The sequence below is a fragment of the Janthinobacterium sp. GL_088 genome, assembly GCF_057837845.1.
In genome coordinates this window covers 5,430,827-5,448,766 of record NZ_CM174453.1, presented here as the reverse complement: position 1 = coordinate 5,448,766, position 17,940 = coordinate 5,430,827, and the positions used below count along the sequence as shown (strand labels likewise).

Sequence of the window (17,940 nt, the reverse complement as noted above, 5' to 3'; positions counted from 1 at the left end):
GAGGCTGGAACACCATGAATTTTCAACAACTGCGATCGATCCGCGAAGCGGCCCGCCGCGGCTATAACCTGACGGAAGTGGCGAACGCCCTGTTCACGTCGCAGCCGGGCGTGAGCCGGCAAATCCGCGAACTCGAGGACGAGCTGGGCGTGGTGATTTTCGAGCGCAACGGCAAGCGTTTGACGGGCTTGACGGAGCCGGGCAAGGGTATTTTGAAGATCGTCGACCGCCTGCTGATCGAGGCGGAAAACCTGCAGCAGGCCAGCCTCGAATACAGCGGTCAGACCAGCGGCACCTTGTCCGTGGCGGCCACGCACACGCAGGCGCGCTATGCGCTGCCGAAAGTGGTGCAAAGTTTCCGCGCCGCTTACCCCGACGTGCGTATTGCGCTACAACAAAGCGCACCCGAGCACATCGCGGAATGGGTGCTGTCCGGCAAGACCGACATCGGCATCGCCACGGAAGGCTTGAGCCAGTTCCCTGACCTCGTGTCGTTCCCGTGCTACCGCTGGAGCCATTTGATCGTCGTGCCGGACGGCCATCCGCTGCTCGAACACTCGCCCATCCGCCTGGAAGACCTGGCGAAATATCCGCTGATTACCTACGACAAGGGTTTCACGGGGCGCGGCCATATCGACGACGCGTTCGCCAAGGCGGGCGTGGCGACCGACATCATCCTCACGGCCATGGATTCCGACGTCATCAAGCAATACGTGGCGCTGGGCCTGGGCGTGGGTATTGTTGCTTCGATGGCCTTCGACCATGGCCGCGACAAGGGCCTGCGGGCCGTGGAAGCATCGCACCTGTTCGCCACCAACACGACGCGCCTGGCCGTGCGTCGCGGTGCCTACCTGCGTGCCTATGCCTACGAGTTCATCCTGCAGCTGGCGCCTGACCTGACGCGCGAAGACATCGACCGCGCCATGGCGGGAGAGGAAGCGCTCTAGGCGATGGCTGTCTGTTGCGCGCGCGTCAGGCTGGCCACGGCGCGCGCGTAGCTGTCCTGTACCAGTTCGGCCAGGTAATCGGCCGGGAAGCGCGCAACATCGACGATCGTCACCCAGTGAAAGCGACCCATGTAGCGGGCCGGTTTCACGCCCGGCATGTCCGTCAGTTCGACAAAGCGCCCGGCGCTGACCCGCAGGCTGAAGCGCCACTGTTCCGGTGCGCTGGTCTTGAAATACGCAAATTTTTTCCCCGCCACTGCATACACGAGGATGTTCGACGGCGCACCGTACAGCACGGCTTGCGCGCCGGGCTGCGACGCACAAAAATCTTTCAGTTCATCGCTTGTCATTCCTCAACCGCCACGAATTGTTGCGTGTTATGGTCGAAGGCATAGGCTGACCCGGCCGGAGAGTCCAGCAGCGCAATAAAACGATCGTCCACGCTGAGCACGGCGCCCAGCGAGACGAGGGCCACGTTGGCGCTGTCGTTGATGTAGTCGTCGCTCTCGTCGTTGGCCGTGAAGCGCCAGCCGCTGTCGTCGCCGTTATCCGGTTCCTCTCGGTACAGATAACCGACGGGCGCGCCGTCTTCCAGCACGCGTTTTGTGACGAAGCACAGGCCCGCGTAGCGGTTGACGAGGTTATCGTCATCGTCGTGCTGCGTATTGATGATGTGGCGGGCCTCGAAGGCGATGGGGTCTTTGGCCTGCAAATCGGCGATGTAGCCGGGCATGTTGTCGAGCTTGCCGGTGAAGCGGCCATGCGGTTCGACCGTATCCACCAGCACCCACATGCGCTCGGCGCCCGGTGCCTGCGGATCGTCGCTGTGGAAGGCGAAGATCAGCTTGACCACGTCGCCGGGGCGCACCTGGGCGATGGCCTCGGGCGGCGATTTATAAAAGGTGTAAGGGTGGCGCGCCGCCAGTTCGGCGGCGTCGGCCAGGTGCCAGCTGGGCATGGTGGTCCGTCATCAAGAAGAGTAAAACCCATGGTAGCCGATTGCAGGCTTGAAAGCACGCCGCGCGCCATCCTTGATCAATGATGAGCGGCAAATAAGAAAGGGAGGCGCGAGGCCTCCCTTTTCATATGCTGCCGTTGCGCTTACCAGCTATAGCCAGCCTTGGCGTAGTAGTAGCGGCCGTTGAAGCCGTTCGGCGCGAAGCCGCTGTACGGCTGGGTGCCGCCATTGTTGAGGTTACCTACGCTGGTGATCTGGTCAGGATAGCGGTTGGTGACGTTGTCGATACCGGCCACCAGGCGCCAGTTCTTGCCCAGTTTTACGGAACCGGACACGTCCAGCACCCATTGCGGATCGTAGTGCTGGTCTTGCAGGGCATTGTTTTGCGGCACGATGAAGCTGCCGTAGCGCGTTACGACGCCGTGCGCATTCCAGATGCCGAAGCTGTAGTCGGCAGCCAGGCTGAACTTGTCTTTCGGCGAACCGACGGTGGCGCGCTGGATGGTCTGGCGGTCGATCAGTTTCAGGTTGTTGGCCGTCAGGATGGCCGGATTGTCCGCCACTTTCTGCACCGAGGTCTTGTTGTGGTTGTAGGCCACGGTGAGGTCCAGGCGATCCTTGTCCTGCAAGTCGATGCGGTAGGTGCTGACGATGTCGACGCCTTCCGTGCGCGTATCGACGGCGTTGGTGAAATAGCGTCCCGCGCCCACTGGCGTGCCCTGCGCGGCCAGGATGTTTTTCAAAGTAGTGCTGAGTATCAGATTGGAGGAAAACAGGATGCGGTCATCGATGTCGATGCGGTAGGCGTCGATCGTCGTCGTGAAGTTGCGGGTGGGCTGGAACTGCAGGCCCAGGCTGTAGTTGCGCGCTTTCTCCGCCTTCAGGTCTTGTGCGCCCAGGGCGCGTGCCTGTGGCGTGTTGACGGCAAAGGTACCCGTTTCGATGGCCGTATTCGTGCCATTGATGACCTGGAAGTTGGTGGTGGTGATGGTGTAGTACTGCTGCGCTAGCGATGGCGCGCGGAAGCCGCTCGACACGGTGCCGCGCAGGGACAGGGCGTCCGTGAAGGCATAGCGGGCCGAACCCTTGGCCGAGGTGGTGCTGCCGAAATCGCTGTAGCGCTCATGGCGCAGGGCCACGCCACCGGACAGTTTTTTCGTCGCTTCCGCTTCCAGGTTGACGTAGATCGATTCATTGTGGCGGCTGTGGCTACCCGCGTTTTCGGGACGGAAGCCGGCAAAGCCCTGCGAACCGGTGCCGGTATACGATGCTTTCTCGCCAGCGCCGATCGTGTATTTTTCATGGCGCGCTTCGGCGCCCACGGCCACCGTCAGCGGCCCCGTAAAGTAAGCGACGGGGAATTCGCGCGCCGCGTCGAGATTCAGGACGGTCTGTTCATTTTTCAGGGAGCCCACATAGAAGTGCGTGGGGCTGGCGGCGGCCAGGTCGAAATTGACGGTATTGTCGAGATCCAGCTTGAACTTGTTGCTGCCGTAATTCAGGCTGGCATCCCAGCGCCAGCCGGCCGCTTCGCCGCGCAAGCCGGTCACCAGCGACTGGTCGGTCAGGGTGCTGTTCTGGATTGGCAAGAAGCCTTGGGGAAAGATCGACGAGCGCGTGATGTAGTCCCCTTTTTCATTCTTCACCAGGCCTGCGCGCCAGGTGGCGCCGGCCGAGGTGTCGCGCTGGCCGTAGCCGCCGAAGGCATACCAGTCCAGGTTGTCGCCGAGATGGTATTCGCTGTTGATGAAGACGGTGGCCGGCTTGCTCTCGGCATCGCCGTAGCGCAGGTTGACCTGGCCATAGCGCGGTTCCAGCGGGTTGCTGAAATCGCGGCCGGCACGGTTGGTCGGACCGCGATCGGCCACTTCTGCCGAGACGCGCACCCAGCCATCGTCGCCCAGGGCGAAGCCGGCCGAACCCTTGATGGATTTTTGCTTGCCGTCGCGTTCCTGCGTCTGGCCATAGCCCACTTCGATGTCGCCACCGGCCGCACCTTTTTTCAGGATGATGTTGATTACGCCGGCAATCGCATCGGAGCCATACTGGGCCGCCGCGCCATCGCGCAGCACTTCCACATGGTCGATGGCGGCCAGGGGAATGGCGTTCAGGTCGACCGGCGCCGAGCCGCGGCCCAGGGTACCGTTGACGTTGACGACGGCCGAGGTGTAGCGGCGCTTGCCGTTCACCAGTACCAGCGTCTGGTCGGGCGACAGGCCGCGCAGCTGGGCAGGGCGCACGGCATCGCTGCCATCGGCACCCGTCGGACGGGGGAAGTTCATCGATGGCAGCAGGCGCGCCAGCACGGTGGCCAGTTCGGCCGAACCCGTGCTTTGCAGGTCGCGCGAGGTGAGGATGTCGATCGGCGACTCGGAATCGATGGTGCGGCGGTTCTTGGCGAAGGTGCCGGTGACCACCACCGATTGCAATTCGCCTTCGGCCGGCAGCTCTTGCTGCGCTTGCGCTTGCATGGGCAGGCTGAAGCAGGCGATCAGGCTGGCTGCAATAACGGTTTTCACGGGCAGGGCGGGAATCTGGGAGCGGGCGGTGCTTGAACTCATCGACAATATCTCTTCGGTTAGTGAATGCGCGAACCAGGGCGGTCCGGTGATGACATCAGAGTAACAGTGGGCCTGTGGCATGCTTACGAATCGTTCTGTCTATCGATATGCAATAAATGTCTGATACGCGTCCGAATGGCGCGGGTAGCGCATATGGCCTCGTTTCCAGCATACGACCGGGCATGGCAAGGCCGCAATGCTGCACAGCAGTAAATTGCCAGCTGTTGCATAAATACGACTATCTGGATGAGAGTGGGGAGTCTGGCGGCGACATGCACCGCCAGACGGAGGGCGTTTACTGTCCCGGATTGGGAGCGCTGGCGTGGATGGCGTCGACGGCCGCCACCAGTTCCGGCGACAGCGTGACTTGATGCGCGTCGATATTTTGCTGCAGCTGCGCCACGCTGGTGGCGCCGATGATGGTCGAGGCCACGAACCAGCGCGAGTAGCACCAGGCCAGCGCCAGTTGCGCCGGCGTCAAGCCGTGCGCGCGGGCCAGCGCCGCATACTGGCCGGCGGCCGCGATGGTAGCGGGGCGCACGTAGCGGGGACTCCAGCCGGCCGGGAAGCGCGTCAGGCGGCCCTTGGCCTGCGGATCGTCGAGGTACTTCGCCGTCAGCTGGCCGAACGCCAGCGGGCTGTAGGCGAGCAAGCTGACGTTTTCCCGGTGGCAGGTTTCGTCGAGCAGGCTCGTCTCGAAATGGCGCGCCGTCAGGTTGTACAGGTTCTGGATGGATACGATGCGCGGCAAGCCTTTCAGCTGCGCCTGCTTGATGTATTCGCATACGCCCCACGACGATTCGTTCGACACGCCGATGTGGCCGATCTTGCCTTCGTCGACCAGCTTGCCCAGCACGGCCAAGGTGTCTTCGATGGCGACCGACGCGTGCTCCTTGCGCGGGTTGTACACGCTGGCGCCGAAGATGGGCAGGTTGCGGCTGGGCCAGTGCAATTGATACAGGTCAATGTGCTCCGTCTGCAGCCGGCGCAAACTGTCTTCGACGGCGGCGCGGATGTTGGCCGCGTCGTGATCCGTCTTGCCCTTGCGTATCCAGTGCATGCGCGAATTCGGCCCCGCCACCTTGCTGGCCAGCACGATCTGGCTGCGCTTGCCGCTTTTCCTGAGCCAGCTGCCGATGTAGCGCTCCGTGCTGCCCTGCGTCTGCGCGCTGGCCATCACCGGATACATCTCGGCCGTGTCGATGAAGTTGATGCCCCGCTCCAGCGCGTAATCGAGCTGGCTGTGCGCTTCGGCTTCGCTATTCTGTTCGCCGAAGGTCATCGTGCCCAGGCAGATCCGGCTCACTTCCAGATTGCTGGAACCCAGTTTGATCTTGTTGATCATTTGGCCTGTTTGCCGCGCAGCGCGCGCGCGCAATCCTTGATCAGCGCGGGACCGGCGTAAATCAGGCCGCTGTACAACTGCACCAGTTGCGCGCCCGCCTCGATCTTGGCCACGGCGTCGCTGCCCTGCATGATGCCGCCCACGCCGATGATGGGCAGTGCGTCGCCCAGTTCCGCCTTCAGCAGACGGATGACATTGTTCGACAGTTCGAACACGGGCGCACCCGACAGGCCGCCCGCTTCGGCGCCGTGCGGCATGCCTTCCACGGCGCTGCGCGACAGGGTCGTGTTGGTAGCGATGACGCCATCAATCTTGTGGCGCGTGAGCGACTCGGCGATGCTTTTCACCTGTTCGCCATCCATGTCCGGGGCGATTTTCAGGGCCAGTGGCACGTAGCGCTTGTGCTTGTCGGCCAGGCGTGCCTGGGCTTCCTTGAGCTGCGACAGCAGGGCGTCGAGTTCCGACGCGCCCTGCAGCTGGCGCAGATTCTTGGTGTTCGGCGACGAGATGTTCACTGTCACATAGCTGGCGTAGGGGTAGACTTTCTCCAGGCACAGCAGGTAGTCGTCGGCCGCCCGTTCGATCGGCGTGTCGGCGTTCTTGCCGATGTTCAGGCCCAGCACGCCGGCGCGGTTCTGGTAAAACTTCGATGCCTGCACGTTGGCGACAAAGGCGTCGACGCCGCCATTATTGAAACCCATGCGGTTGATGATGCCCTGCGCTTGCGGCAGGCGGAACATGCGCGGTTTCGGATTGCCCGCCTGCGCGCGCGGCGTGACGGTACCCACTTCGATGGAACCAAAGCCCAGGTCGGCCAGCGCGTCGATGTAGGCGCCATCCTTGTCCAGGCCGGCGGCCAGGCCGACAGGGTTCGGGAAGGTGATGCCCATCACCGTGCGTGGGTCCGCCGCCGGTTTGCCGGCCAGCTTCGTCAGGCCCAGCGCGCTGGCGCGTTTCAGGGCGGGCAGGGTGAGATGGTGGGCCGCTTCGGCATCCATCGAAAACAGCAAGGGGCGGGCGAGGGAGTACAGGAATTTTTCAGACATGGGGCGCTTTGAGTAGGTGTGCGGGCCGCCGGGAAGGGCTGGCGGCGCGCGAAATAAGTGCCGTATTTTACCGTGTTCCACGCGGCTGCCGGGTGTATAGTTCTTGTTGGCCAAATGCAATATTGATCCATTGATAATCCGCATCCGGCCTTGGACTTTCCTGTTTCTTCTCTGTTCTGTTGACTTCATAAGCGAGACATCGATTGAAAAAGACACGCATCCTGACCGCCATCGCGGCCGCCAGCGCACTGTTGCTGAGCCACCCGGCCCTGGCACTGCCGAATACGCAAGATACCCGCATGCTGAGCGAACCGGCCGTCTCCAGCCGTCACATCGCCTTCATCTATGCGGGCGATTTGTGGCTGTCCAACCTCGATGGCGGCGGCGCGCGGCGCCTGACGTCCGACCTGGGCGACAAGTCCAACCCGGTGTTCTCGCCCGACGGCAGCCAGATCGCGTATAGCGCCAACATCGACGGCAATGTCGACGTGTATGTGATCGCGGCCGCCGGCGGCGTGCCGCGTCGCCTGACTTTCCACCCAGGTGTTGATCTGGCGCAATCGTTCACGCCAGACGGTCAGGCCGTGATGTTCACCTCACCGCGTGCCGCCTTCAACAACCGCTTCCAGAAGCTGTTTACGGTGCCGGTGGCGGGCGGCGTGGAAACGCAGTTGGAAATCCCGAACGCCTCGCGCGCCACGTATTCGCCCGATGGCAAGCACATTGCATACAACCCGCTGGCGCCTGCCTTCAAGCAGTGGAAGCGCTACCGTGGAGGCACCAATTCCTGGCTCTGGCTATTTTCGTCCAGCGACAAGTCGATCGAAAAAATCCCCCAGCCGACGACGCGCTCGAACGACGTCGACCCCATGTGGCTGGGCGACACCGTCTACTTCCGCTCCGACCGCAATGGCGAATTCAACCTGTTTGCGTATGACGTGAAGACGAAAGCCGTGCGCCAGCTGACGCAGCATGCGGATTTCCCCGTGCTGAACGCGTCGGCCGCGAACGGCACCATCGTCTACGAGCAGGCGGGCTACCTGCACGCGTTTGACATCGCCAGCGGCCAGGCGCACAAGCTGGCCATCGGCGTGGCCAGCGACCTGGGGCAAACGCGGCCCCGCTGGGTCAAGAACGCGAAATACATCCGCGACGCGTCGATTTCGCCCTCGGGCGCGCGCATCGCCTTCGAGTACCGGGGCGAGATCGTCACCATCCCCGCCGACAAGGGTGACGTGCGCAACCTGACGCAGACGGCCGGCGCCCACGAGCGCACGCCCATCTGGTCGCCAGATGGCCGCTCGGTCGCGTATTTCTCGGACGAGTCGGGAGAATATGAACTGCATGTGCGGGCGCAGGATGGCAAGGGTGCCGTAAAAAAGCTCAAGCTCAATGGCAGCGGCTTCTATGACAACGCCGTCTGGTCGCCCGACAGCAGGAAGATCGCGTTTGCCGACAATGGCTGGAGCATGTACATGATCGACGTCGGCACGGGCAAGGTGCAGAAAGTGGCCACGGAGCCGATGTATGGCGTCGACAAGAGCATGCGCGCCTCGTGGGCGCCCGATTCGCGCTGGCTGGCCTACACGCTCAATTCGCCCACCTACACGCGCAGCGCCTATATCTATTCCGTCGAGCAGAACAAGTCGATGCCCGTGACCGATGGTCTGTCCGACGTGGCCCAGCCCGTGTTCGACAAGAGCGGCAAATACCTGTACTTCTTTGCGTCCACCAATGCTGGCCCCAGCAACAACTGGTTCTCGCAGCAGAATGAAGACAACCTGGTGACGCGCACCGTGTGGATGGCCGTGCTGCGGCGCGACCTGCCGTCGCCGCTGATCAAGGAAAGCGACGAGGAAAAGGCCGCCAGCGCGGAGAGCAAGAAGGACACGGCGAAGGCGGAGGCGGAGCCGAAGAGCGAAGCGAAGATCGATCCGAAGACGGGCCGCGACGACCCGAAAGTAGTCGTGGCGCCCGTGGCGCCGATCCACATCGATTTCGATGGCATCGCCACGCGCATCGTCGACCTGCCGCTGCCGGCCGCGCAGTTCTCCAATCTGACTGCTGGCGCTGCGGGGCAGATCTTTTTGCTGCGCGAAAGCGATGGCAAGAAGGCCGTGCAGCGCTTCGATCTGAAGGAGCGCAAGGCGGAAACCGTGGTGGCCGAAGCGGACGACTTCGAAGTGTCGGCCGATGGCAAGAAGCTGCTGTACCGCCAGAAGGATAACTGGGCCATGGGCTCTGCCACGGGCAAGCTGCTGGCGCCGGGCGAAGGCAAGATCAAGGTCGACGCCATTGAAGTAAAAGCCGATCCGCGCGCCGAGTGGACGCAGATTTTCAACGAGGTGTGGCGCATCAACCGCGATTACTTCTATGATCCGGGCATGCATGGCGTGGACTGGAAGGCCATGCGCGACAAGTACGCCGTGTTCCTGCCCGAGCTGTCGAGCCGCGCGGACCTGAATCGCCTGATCCAGTGGATGTGCAGCGAACTGGCCGTGGGCCACCATCGCGGCGGCGGCGGCGACGATTTTATCGAGGCGAAGAAAGTGCCGGGTGGACTCTTGGGCGCCGACTATGACGTGAGCGACGGTCATTATCGCTTCAAGAAAGTGTATGGCGGCTTGAACTGGAATCCGGCCCTGCGCGCGCCGCTGACGGAGCCTGGCCTGAACGTCAAGGCGGGCGAATACCTGCTGGCCGTCGACAGCCGCCCGGTGGCGCCACCCACCAACTTGTACAGCGCCTTTGAAAACACGGCGGGCAAGGCCATCGATCTGACAGTCGGTCCCTCGGCCGACGGCAAGGGCGCGCGCACGATCACCGTCGTGCCCGTCCCGACCGAGGATGCCTTGCGCAACCGCGACTGGATCGAAGGCAATATGCGCAAGGTCAACGTGGCGACCGGCGGCAAGGTGGCGTACGTGTACGTGCCGAATACGGCGGGCCTGGGCCACACTTACTTCAAGCGCTACTTCTTCCCGCAGGCGGACAAGCAGGCCATCATCGTCGACGAGCGTTTCAATGGCGGCGGCAGCGTGGCCGATTACTACATCGAGATCCTGCAGAAGAAGGAAATCGCCTGGTGGACCATGCGCTATGGCGCTGACATGAAGACGCCGTCCGCGTCGATCCAGGGCCCGCGCGCCATGCTGATCGACGAGACGGCCGGTTCGGGCGGCGACCTGCTGCCGTGGATGTTCCGCAAAAATAACATGGGCCCGCTGATCGGCAAGGCCACCTGGGGCGGCCTGGTGGGCGTCCTCGGTTTCCCCGTGCTGATGGATGGCGGCTTCATCACGGCGCCCAACCTGGCGTTCTGGACGCGCGAAAACGGCTGGGGCGTGGAAAACGAAGGCGTGCCGCCCGATATCGAAGTCGAGCAAACGCCGGCCGACGTCATCGCCGGCCGCGATCCGCAGCTGGAAAAGGCGATCGAGGTGATCCAGGCCGAACTGGCGAAGAACCCTCCCGCGCGACCCAAGCGTCCGGCGTTTCCGGACAAGAGCAAGTAGGCAATGAAAAAGGGGCGCAAGCCCCTTTTTTTACATCACGACCCACTGCCCCTTGATGCGCGCTTCCAGCGGCTTGAAGTTGATTTTATACGCCATCTTCGGGCTTTGCTCGATCCAGTAACCGAGGTAGATGTAGGGCAGGCCCAGTTCGCGCGCCTGGGCGATTTGCCACAGCACGTTGTAGGTGCCGTACGAGGCGCCCGGCACGTCGGGGTCAAAAAAAGTGTAGACGGATGACAGGCCATCGGCCAGCACGTCGATGATGCTGACCATGCGCAGGATGCCTTCGGCATCGCGGAACTCCACCAGGCGCGTGTTGACCCGGCTTTGCAGCAGGAACTGCGCATACTGGTCGCGGCTGTCCTGGTCCATGCCGCCGCCCGCATGGCGCGTGCTCTGGTAGCGCAGGTACAGTTCGTAGTGCTCGTCGAGGAAGGACAGGGTGGCCACGCCCGCCTGCAGGTCGGCATGCCGGCTCCAGGCGCGGCGCTGGTTGCGGTTGGGCGTGAACTCGCCCGTCACGACGCGCACGGGAATGCAGGCCTGGCAGCCGTCGCAATACGGGCGGTAGGTAAAAATGCCGCTGCGGCGAAAGCCGTTGCGCACCAGTTCCGAATACACGTCGCTGTTGATCAGGTGCGAAGGCGTGGCCACCTGCGAGCGGGCCTGGCGGTCGTCCAGGTAGCTGCACGGGTAGGGCGCCGTCGTGTAGAACTGCAGGGTGGCAAACGGTAGTTCGTTCAGGTGCGTCATGCTGATCCTGTCTGGTCTGTCCGCGGCAATGGAAGTCTGCGTAGAGATATCATAGCTTTTTTATGCCGGTGGCGCAGCCTGCCAATCCGTGATTTGCGCTGCTTCAATGGCGATCCTCACATGGGCGAGGAAGCGCGCGCGCGAAATGGGCGCTGCGCCCAGCGAGGCCAGGTGCCTTGTTTCTTGCTGACAGTCAATCATGGTCACGCCGCGCGCCTTCAAAAAGCGCACCAGCTGCGCCAGCGCGATCTTCGAGCCATCCGTCACGCGCGCGAACATCGATTCGCCATAGAACATGCGCCCGATCGACACGCCATACGCGCCGCCGACCAGTTCTCCATCGAGCCACAGTTCCGACGAGTGTGCGTAGCCCAGCTTGTGCAAGCCCGTGTAGCCGGCGATGATTTCGTCGGAAATCCAGGTGCCCGGGCCATCCTTGCGCGGCGCTGCGCAGGCGCGCATGACGGCGTCGAAATCGCCGTCGAAGCGCAGCTGCCAGCGTCCGTCCGTGGCGGCGCTGCGCTCGACCTTGCGGATCGCCTTGGCCAAGCTGTCGGACACTTTGAAATGCTCCGTCATCAGCACCATGCGCGGGTCGGTGCTCCACCACAAAATAGGCTGGCCTTCGGAAAACCAGGGGAAGATGCCGCGCCGGTAGGCGTCAAGCAGGCGCGCGGGCGACAGGTCGGCGCCGGCCGCCAGCAGGCCGGGCGCCTCGTCGGTCAGGGCGCGCGAGACGTCGGGGAACGGGGTATGGGTGTCGAGCCAGGGAATCATGCGGCGTCAAAGGTGGCAGGTGAGGGGACTTATTCGGGGGCTTGCTCGGCATCCGTGCGCGCCATCGGACGCGTGATGTCGCCCGTATGCACGCCGTAGCTGCCGCCTTCGCGGATTTTCACGCGGTCGGCAAAGAACAGTTCCAGGGTGGCGCGGATGGTGGGGAAGGCCAGGTCCTCCCAGGGAATCTGTGCTTCCGTAAACAGCTGCACGTCCAGGCTTTCGATGCCGGGCGCGAAATCGAGGTCGCGCAAACGCGCCAGGTAGAACAGGTGCACCTGGTGCACGCGCTGCACGTTGAGCAGTGAAAACAGGGGTCCCAGTTCGATATTCGCGCCCGCTTCCTCTACCGTTTCGCGCTCGGCCGCGTCCGACGTCGTTTCATCGTTTTCCATGAAACCGGCCGGCAGGGTCCAGTAACCGAGGCGCGGCTCGATGGCGCGCTTGCACAGCAAGACCTGCAGCTGGCCATCTTCTTCCCACACGGGGATGGAGCCGACCACCATTTTCGGGTTCTGGTAATGGATGGCGTCGCAGTTGGCGCAGACATAGCGCGGACGGTTGTCGCCTTCCGGAATGGACAGGCTGACAGGATGGGCGCATTCGGAGCAGAATTTCATGGGCAGGCTTCGGAAAATGGGTGTCTGGTGTAACGCTTACTGTACACCGATTGCGCACCCCGTGGCGAGCTGCGCAGGCACGCTGGGCCGGCGATCCTCTCGCCCGCGCATTCATTAGATTGGTCTATTACGGTTGAATTTGAGATAGCTATTGCCTAAGCCACCCGTTTGCCCTTATAATTCTTGTGCGGGGTGGAGCAGTCTGGCAGCTCGTCGGGCTCATAACCCGAAGGTCACAGGTTCAAATCCTGTCCCCGCAACCAATACCGGAAAGCCGCTGATTCTTGCAAAAGATCAGCGGCTTTTTCCATTGCTGGCCAGCGGAAAACTCCGGCAGACGGGGCACACGTGCAATTGTCAAATCATGCCCTTTACGCCGCGCAACAATCTGGTATATAATTCGAGTGCGGGGTGGAGCAGTCTGGCAGCTCGTCGGGCTCATAACCCGAAGGTCACAGGTTCAAATCCTGTCCCCGCAACCATTTCGAAGCCGCTGGTTCCTCGCAAGAGGGCCAGCGGTTTTTTCGTTGTGCGGGGAGATTTCCTATTCCAACTGGCGCGCATACACGACCAGCCGCAAATGGCGGTCCGCATCGATGGTCAGCGAGGTGTGCTCGTACGCGACTTGCTCGCCGTCGATGCTCAGGCGACGCACGCCGGCGCATGGCGCATGCACGTCGTGGCGGCGCCACCACAGCTTGAATTCGGGCGAGACTTTTTCCAGTTCCTGCACCAGCGCGTGGATGTCCGCTTCCTGCGTGGCGCGCGCGTAGTCGCGGCGAAAGCTCGACAGCATCAGCGGCGCCTGCTCTTCCCAGGCCGTGAAGCGTGATCGCAGCAGCGGATCGGTAAACAAGAGCCACAGCAGATTGCGCCGCGATGGCACATGCGCGCCGAAGCCAAACAGCGTGTCCGCGCCCGCATTGAAAGCCAGCACGTCCCAGCGCAGATTGAGCACATAGGCCGGATGCGCCAGCTCGTGCATCAGGCGGCGCACCGGCGGGGGCACCACGCAAAACGTCTTGCCTTCTTCGGCTGGCGGACGCGCATGTGCGAGCAGGAACAGGTGGCGGCGTTCGCCCCCGTCCAGTTTCAGCACTTCGGCCAGCTTGTCGAGAAAGGCGCTCGAGACGCCGATGTCGCGCCCCTGCTCCAGCCAGGTGTACCAGGTCAGCCCCACGCCAGCCAGCGCCGCCACTTCTTCGCGGCGCAAGCCGGGCGTCCTGCGTCGCCCGCCGCCGGGCAAGCCCACGTCCTCAGGCGACAGGCGTGCGCGGCGCGCCTGCAGGTAGGCGGCCAGTTCGTGGCGGGTGCGGGCCAAAGTGCGCATGGTGTTGTCTTTCCGGTGAGTCTGTTGCTATCAGTAATAGCATAAACAGTTAAATTGTAATTGTTTATATTGTATTCCAGAATGCCTGCTTTCTTTCTGAAAGCTGGCCCATGTCTGACTATTCTTCCTCCCGTACCGGTCTTCCCGCCACCGTCTACCTGATCGCCATTGGCGCGTTCGCGCTGGGCATGGCGTCGTATGTGACGGCGGGCCTGATGCCGATGATCGCCGGCGCGTTTTCCATCTCCCTGGCGATGGCCGCGCAACTGGTGACGGCGTTTACCCTGGCCTATGGCCTCGGCTCGCCGCTTGCCGTGGCCTTGCTGCCGGCGCGCGCGCAGCGCTCCGGCCTCTTGCTCGCCCTGGGCGTGTTCGTGCTGGCGAATGCAGCCAGCGCGCTGGCGCCCGGTTTCAGCAGTCTGCTGACGTGGCGGGGCATCGCCGGCATCGGTGCTGGCGTGTATCTGGCGCTGGGCATCGCGGCGGCGGCGGGCGTGTCGGCGCCGCAGCAGCGGGGCAAGGCCATCGGCGTGATCATGGGCGGCATGGCGGGCGGCACGGTGCTGGGTGTGCCATTGAGTTTGCTGCTGGCGCAGCAGCTGGGCTGGACGGCGGCCCTGTGGCTGGTGACTCTTCTGGGTGGGCTGGCGCTGGCGGGCTTGCTGTGGAAACTGCCCGCGCTGCCGGCGGCGCCGGCCACGTCGCTGCGCCGCAAGCTGGCCTTGCTGGCCGATGGGCAGGTGCTGTCCATCTTGCTCGTGTCGCTGCTGGCGGCCATCGCCAGCCTGGGCATGTACACGTTTATCGCGCCGCTGCTGGCGTGGTCGGCGCACGGCGCGGCGATGTCCGTCACACCTTTCCTGTGGGCGTGGGGCGTGGGGGGAATCGCTGGCAGCGTGCTGGTCGGGCCTTGGGCGGACAAGGTGGCGGCGCCGAAACTGACCTGCTGCATCTTGCTGCTGCTGGCGCTGGCCTTGTGCGCGCTGCCGCTGGCGGCCGGCTGGTCGGCCTGGCTCATGCTGGCGCCGATCGTGCTGTGGGGCGCGGCTGGCTGGGCCCTGCAAGTGCCGCAAAACCAGCGGTTGCTGGCCGTGCGCGCGCGGCAGGGCGACGGCAACCTGGCCATCGCCCTCAACGAATCGGCGCTCTACCTGGGCAGCGCCATCGGCGCCGCCATGGGTGGCTTGCTGCTCCTGCTGGACTGGTCCATGTGGCTGCTGGCGGCCGGCGCCGCAGCCGTGGCAGCCGCGGCGTTGCTGCTGCAGTTCTTCGTTGCGCGGCGCTCCTAGCCTTTCTTCGCCAGCTGCATGCCCACGGGCAGGGCGCGGATGCGCTTGCCCGTGGCGGCGAAGATGGCGTTGCACAGGGCGGGCGCGATGGGTGGCGTGGCCGGCTCGCCCACGCCGCCCAGTTCCATGTTCAGGGTGCCCGGCACCAGGTGCGTGTGGATCACGCGCGGCGCGTCGGCGGCGCGCAGCACGGCGTAGTCGTGGAAATTGCTTTGCTCGACCCGGCCATTCTTGAAACTGATCTCGCCGCTCATGGCCAGCGACAGGCCCATGATGCAGGCGCCCTCGATCTGCGAGCGCACGCGGTCCGGGTTGATCTGCGGTCCGCAATCCATGGCGATATCGACCCTCGGCACGATGACTTCGCCGGCCGCATTGATTTCCACCTCGATCACGGCCGCCACATAGGTGACGAAACTGTAGGACACGGCCAGGCCCAGTCCCCGTCCCTTGGGCAGTTTGCGGCCCCAGCCCGCCTTGGCTGTCGCCAGCTCGATCACGTGGCGCATGCGGCCGATGTCGACTGGATACTTTGCCGGGTCTTCGCCATAGTTCCAGCCGTCGGACAGGTCGGCCGGATTGATCTTGCGCGCGGGGCCCAAGAGCGCCAGCAGGTAGTCGCGGTGGTCTTTCTTTGCCGCATGGGCCAGTTCGGCCGTGAACGACTGGATGGCAAACGCGTGCGGGATGTTCGACACGGAACGGAACCAGCCGATGCGCGTGTGGGCCGGCACTTCGGGCACCTCGACGCGGATGTTCGCGATGGCGAACGGCACGTTGATGGCCGACATGCCCAGCTCGAACGGCGCCTGCTTGTTCGCGCCGGCGGCAAAGGTCGAGGTGATGGTGGGCGCGGCCGTGCGGTGCAGCCAGGCCGTCGGCATGCCTTTCGCGTCCAGCGACGCTTCCAGCCGTTCGACGGAGACCGTGTGCAGGTAGTCGTGCTGCAGGTCGTCGTCGCGCGTCCACGTCAGCTTGACGGGCGCGCCATCCATGGCTTTCGACAGTAGCGCCGCCTCGACGGCGAAATCGGGTTTCGATTTGCGTCCGAAGCCGCCACCGAGCAGGGTCACGTGCACGGTCACGTCGTCATACGCCAGGCCCAGGGCCTTGGCCACGTTGCTGCGCGTCGCCTGCGGCGCCTGTACGCAGGCCCACACTTCGGCCTTGCCGTTGGCGATGCGTACGGTGGCGGCGGGCGGCTCCATGGTGGCGTGGGCCAGGTGGGGCAGATAGTATTCGGCACTGAGCTTGCGCGCGGCGGGAGCGGCGGCCAGCGTCGCCACCGTCTTGCCCTGGTCGCGCGCCGGGTTGGCGGGCTGGCGCACGGCAGCTTCCAGCGTCTTGCGGAATGCCTTCGAGTCGTAATCGCCGTTCGGGCCGTCGTCCCATTCCAGTACCAGCGCTTCGCGGCCCTTGATGGCGGCCCAGGTGTTTGTCGCGATGACGGCCACGCCGCCCAGCGGATTGAACATGGCCGGCGGCGGGCTGCCCGCCAGTTCGACGATGCGCAGCACGCCCGGCACCTTCAGGGCCGCGGTCTTGTCCACGCTTTTCAGCTTGCCGCCAAAGACGGGCGGACGGGCGATGACGGCATACGTCATGCCATCGAGGCGCGTGTCGATGCCGAAGTGGGTATTGCCGGTGACGATGTCGTGCAAGTCGATGCCGCGCGTGCTCGTTTGTCCGATGTAGCGCAGCTCGTCCGCCGTTTTCAGGCTGATGCGCGCGCGCGGCGGCACCGGCAATTTGGCCGCTTCCTCGGCCAGCGCGCCGAACGACAGCGAGCGTCCGCTGGCCGCATGCACAACAGCGTGGTTGACGGCTCTGACTTCCGTCACGGGCACGTCCCAGCGCACGGCGGCCGCCGTTTCCAGCATCAGGCGCGCCGTGGCGCCCACGTGGCGCATGGCGCGGAACGAGTGGCGCATGCTGCGCGAGCCGTCCGTATCCTGGCTGCCGTAGCGCGCTTCATCGGCGGGCGCCTGCTGCACGCGCACCTGCGCCCAGTCGGCGCCCAGTTCGTCGGCTGCCACCATGGGCAGGCTGGTGCGGATACCCTGGCCCATTTCGGAGCGGTGCGCCACGATGGTGACGATGCCGTCGGCGCCGATCGACAGGAAGACCAGGGTGTCGTCGACCACGCCGCCAGCCATGCTGTCGCCGCCGTATTTGACGGCGTCGGCCGCCATCACGAGGCCCGAAGGGCCGGCCACCAGGGTCAAACCGGCCAGCGCGCCGGCGGCCTTGAGCCAGTTGCGCCGCGCGGGCGAATGTGCGGCGGCAGTGTCATGGATGCTCATTTGGCCGCCCCTTTTGCGTTGATGCTGGCCGAGGCCTGCTTGATGGCCGCATGGATGCGCGTGTAGGTGCCGCAGCGGCAGATATTGCCGCTCATCGCTTCGCGGATCTGCTGGTCGTTCGGTTTTGGCGTCTTGTGCAGCAGGGCCGTGGCCGACATGATTTGCCCGGCCTGACAGTAGCCGCATTGTGGCACGCCGTGTTCCTGCCACGCTTGCTGCAGCGCAAAGCCAACCTTGTCTTCGCCCACCGCTTCGATGGTGGTGATCTTCTTGCCGGCGGCGGCCGAGACCGGCGTTACGCAGGAGCGGATGGCTTCGCCATCGAGGTGCACGGTGCAGGCACCGCACAGGGCCATGCCGCAGCCGAATTTGGTGCCGGTCATGCCCAGTTCGTCGCGCAGGGCCCACAGCAGGGGCGTGTCTTCAGGCAGTGCAAGGTCGTGCTGCTTGCCATTGATGGTCAGGGTCGTCATGTGTATTCCTCGGAATGGGGATG

General features: G+C 64.1%; 14 protein-coding genes and 2 tRNA genes. 5 read left to right on the top strand and 11 right to left on the bottom strand.

All coding sequences use genetic code 11. The annotated features are described in order from the left end of the window. Nucleotides 1–14 precede the first annotated feature (14 nt). Nucleotides 15–947, top strand: a complete 933-nt coding sequence (locus AC3IQ7_RS24320; RefSeq protein ID WP_099378005.1) for a CysB family HTH-type transcriptional regulator — start codon at nt 15–17, stop codon at nt 945–947. Here AC3IQ7_RS24320 and AC3IQ7_RS24315 read toward each other — a convergent pair. From AC3IQ7_RS24315 to AC3IQ7_RS24295, 5 genes are all read right to left on the bottom strand, one after another. Beyond that, on the bottom strand, nt 944–1,297 hold the full coding sequence (locus AC3IQ7_RS24315; protein ID WP_489207522.1) for an MmcQ/YjbR family DNA-binding protein: 354 nt from the start codon (nt 1,295–1,297) through the stop codon (nt 944–946). The two genes, AC3IQ7_RS24320 and AC3IQ7_RS24315, sit on opposite strands and share 4 nt — an antisense overlap. Further along, nucleotides 1,294–1,905 carry an immunity protein Imm33 domain-containing protein gene (locus tag AC3IQ7_RS24310; RefSeq protein ID WP_489207521.1) on the bottom strand — a complete coding sequence of 204 codons (612 nt, stop codon included), beginning with the start codon at nt 1,903–1,905 and terminating at the stop codon, nt 1,294–1,296. The genes AC3IQ7_RS24315 and AC3IQ7_RS24310 overlap by 4 nt, the downstream gene beginning before the upstream one ends. A 143-nt stretch (nt 1,906–2,048) precedes the next feature. Further along, nucleotides 2,049–4,466 (bottom strand): TonB-dependent receptor plug domain-containing protein, encoded by a 2,418-nt coding sequence (locus tag AC3IQ7_RS24305; RefSeq protein WP_489207520.1) that lies wholly within the window; start codon nt 4,464–4,466, stop codon nt 2,049–2,051. Between the two features lie 295 nt (nt 4,467–4,761). After that, a complete protein-coding gene (locus AC3IQ7_RS24300) occupies nt 4,762–5,808 on the bottom strand; it encodes an aldo/keto reductase (RefSeq protein WP_489210515.1) in 1,047 nt (348 codons plus the stop codon). Beyond that, nucleotides 5,808–6,857 (bottom strand): quinone-dependent dihydroorotate dehydrogenase, encoded by a 1,050-nt coding sequence (locus AC3IQ7_RS24295; protein WP_489207519.1) that lies wholly within the window; start codon nt 6,855–6,857, stop codon nt 5,808–5,810. The genes AC3IQ7_RS24300 and AC3IQ7_RS24295 overlap by 1 nt, the downstream gene beginning before the upstream one ends. Nucleotides 6,858–7,060: 203 nt before the next feature. On the opposite strand from AC3IQ7_RS24295, the gene AC3IQ7_RS24290 reads away from it, so the two are divergent. Next, on the top strand, nt 7,061–10,372 hold the full coding sequence (locus tag AC3IQ7_RS24290; RefSeq protein ID WP_489207518.1) for a S41 family peptidase: 3,312 nt from the start codon (nt 7,061–7,063) through the stop codon (nt 10,370–10,372). A 30-nt stretch (nt 10,373–10,402) separates the two neighbouring features. On the opposite strand, the gene AC3IQ7_RS24285 is transcribed toward AC3IQ7_RS24290, so the two are convergent. The 3 genes from AC3IQ7_RS24285 to AC3IQ7_RS24275 are packed head-to-tail and all read right to left on the bottom strand — an operon-like array spanning nt 10,403 to nt 12,522. Further along, a complete protein-coding gene (locus AC3IQ7_RS24285; RefSeq protein WP_099378000.1) occupies nt 10,403–11,125 on the bottom strand; it encodes an arginyltransferase in 723 nt (240 codons plus the stop codon). Nucleotides 11,126–11,185: 60 nt separating this feature from the next. Next, entirely contained in the window at nt 11,186–11,902 is a 717-nt protein-coding gene (gene aat, locus AC3IQ7_RS24280) for a leucyl/phenylalanyl-tRNA--protein transferase (protein WP_099377999.1), read from the bottom strand. Nucleotides 11,903–11,931: 29 nt separating this feature from the next. Continuing rightward, entirely contained in the window at nt 11,932–12,522 is a 591-nt protein-coding gene (locus tag AC3IQ7_RS24275; RefSeq protein WP_099377998.1) for an NUDIX hydrolase, read from the bottom strand. A 186-nt stretch (nt 12,523–12,708) separates the two neighbouring features. Between AC3IQ7_RS24275 and AC3IQ7_RS24270 the strand changes: the two genes are divergently transcribed. Further along, nucleotides 12,709–12,785 (top strand) — tRNA-Met (locus tag AC3IQ7_RS24270). Between the two features lie 142 nt (nt 12,786–12,927). Further along, nucleotides 12,928–13,004 (top strand) — tRNA-Met (locus AC3IQ7_RS24265). A gap of 62 nt (nt 13,005–13,066) precedes the next feature. On the opposite strand, the gene AC3IQ7_RS24260 is transcribed toward AC3IQ7_RS24265, so the two are convergent. Then, nucleotides 13,067–13,852: a helix-turn-helix transcriptional regulator gene (locus tag AC3IQ7_RS24260; RefSeq protein ID WP_322426356.1), complete on the bottom strand. Its 786-nt coding sequence runs from the start codon at nt 13,850–13,852 to the stop codon at nt 13,067–13,069. Between the two features lie 110 nt (nt 13,853–13,962). Here AC3IQ7_RS24260 and AC3IQ7_RS24255 point away from each other — a divergent pair, with 110 nt between their 5' ends. Continuing rightward, on the top strand, nt 13,963–15,141 hold the full coding sequence (locus AC3IQ7_RS24255) for an MFS transporter (RefSeq protein WP_489207517.1): 1,179 nt from the start codon (nt 13,963–13,965) through the stop codon (nt 15,139–15,141). On the opposite strand, the gene AC3IQ7_RS24250 is transcribed toward AC3IQ7_RS24255, so the two are convergent. Both AC3IQ7_RS24250 and AC3IQ7_RS24245 read right to left on the bottom strand, forming a co-directional pair. Beyond that, nucleotides 15,138–17,444 (bottom strand): xanthine dehydrogenase family protein molybdopterin-binding subunit, encoded by a 2,307-nt coding sequence (locus AC3IQ7_RS24250; RefSeq protein WP_489207516.1) that lies wholly within the window; start codon nt 17,442–17,444, stop codon nt 15,138–15,140. The genes AC3IQ7_RS24255 and AC3IQ7_RS24250 overlap by 4 nt on opposite strands. Continuing rightward, nucleotides 17,441–17,917, bottom strand: a complete 477-nt coding sequence (locus AC3IQ7_RS24245) for a (2Fe-2S)-binding protein (protein ID WP_099377994.1) — start codon at nt 17,915–17,917, stop codon at nt 17,441–17,443. Before AC3IQ7_RS24245 ends, AC3IQ7_RS24250 begins: the two co-directional genes overlap by 4 nt. Nucleotides 17,918–17,940: the final 23 nt, after the last annotated feature.

Coding starts and splice junctions, on each gene's coding strand:
- AC3IQ7_RS24320 (WP_099378005.1), top strand. CDS start 15: ATGAATTTTCAACAACTGCGATCGATCCGCGAAGCGGCCCGCCGCGGC.
- AC3IQ7_RS24315 (WP_489207522.1), bottom strand. CDS start 1,297: ATGACAAGCGATGAACTGAAAGATTTTTGTGCGTCGCAGCCCGGCGCG.
- AC3IQ7_RS24310 (WP_489207521.1), bottom strand. CDS start 1,905: ATGCCCAGCTGGCACCTGGCCGACGCCGCCGAACTGGCGGCGCGCCAC.
- AC3IQ7_RS24305 (WP_489207520.1), bottom strand. CDS start 4,466: ATGAGTTCAAGCACCGCCCGCTCCCAGATTCCCGCCCTGCCCGTGAAA.
- AC3IQ7_RS24295 (WP_489207519.1), bottom strand. CDS start 6,857: ATGTCTGAAAAATTCCTGTACTCCCTCGCCCGCCCCTTGCTGTTTTCG.
- AC3IQ7_RS24285 (WP_099378000.1), bottom strand. CDS start 11,125: ATGACGCACCTGAACGAACTACCGTTTGCCACCCTGCAGTTCTACACG.
- aat (WP_099377999.1), bottom strand. CDS start 11,902: ATGATTCCCTGGCTCGACACCCATACCCCGTTCCCCGACGTCTCGCGC.
- AC3IQ7_RS24275 (WP_099377998.1), bottom strand. CDS start 12,522: ATGAAATTCTGCTCCGAATGCGCCCATCCTGTCAGCCTGTCCATTCCG.
- AC3IQ7_RS24260 (WP_322426356.1), bottom strand. CDS start 13,852: ATGCGCACTTTGGCCCGCACCCGCCACGAACTGGCCGCCTACCTGCAG.
- AC3IQ7_RS24255 (WP_489207517.1), top strand. CDS start 13,963: ATGTCTGACTATTCTTCCTCCCGTACCGGTCTTCCCGCCACCGTCTAC.
- AC3IQ7_RS24250 (WP_489207516.1), bottom strand. CDS start 17,444: ATGAGCATCCATGACACTGCCGCCGCACATTCGCCCGCGCGGCGCAAC.
- AC3IQ7_RS24245 (WP_099377994.1), bottom strand. CDS start 17,917: ATGACGACCCTGACCATCAATGGCAAGCAGCACGACCTTGCACTGCCT.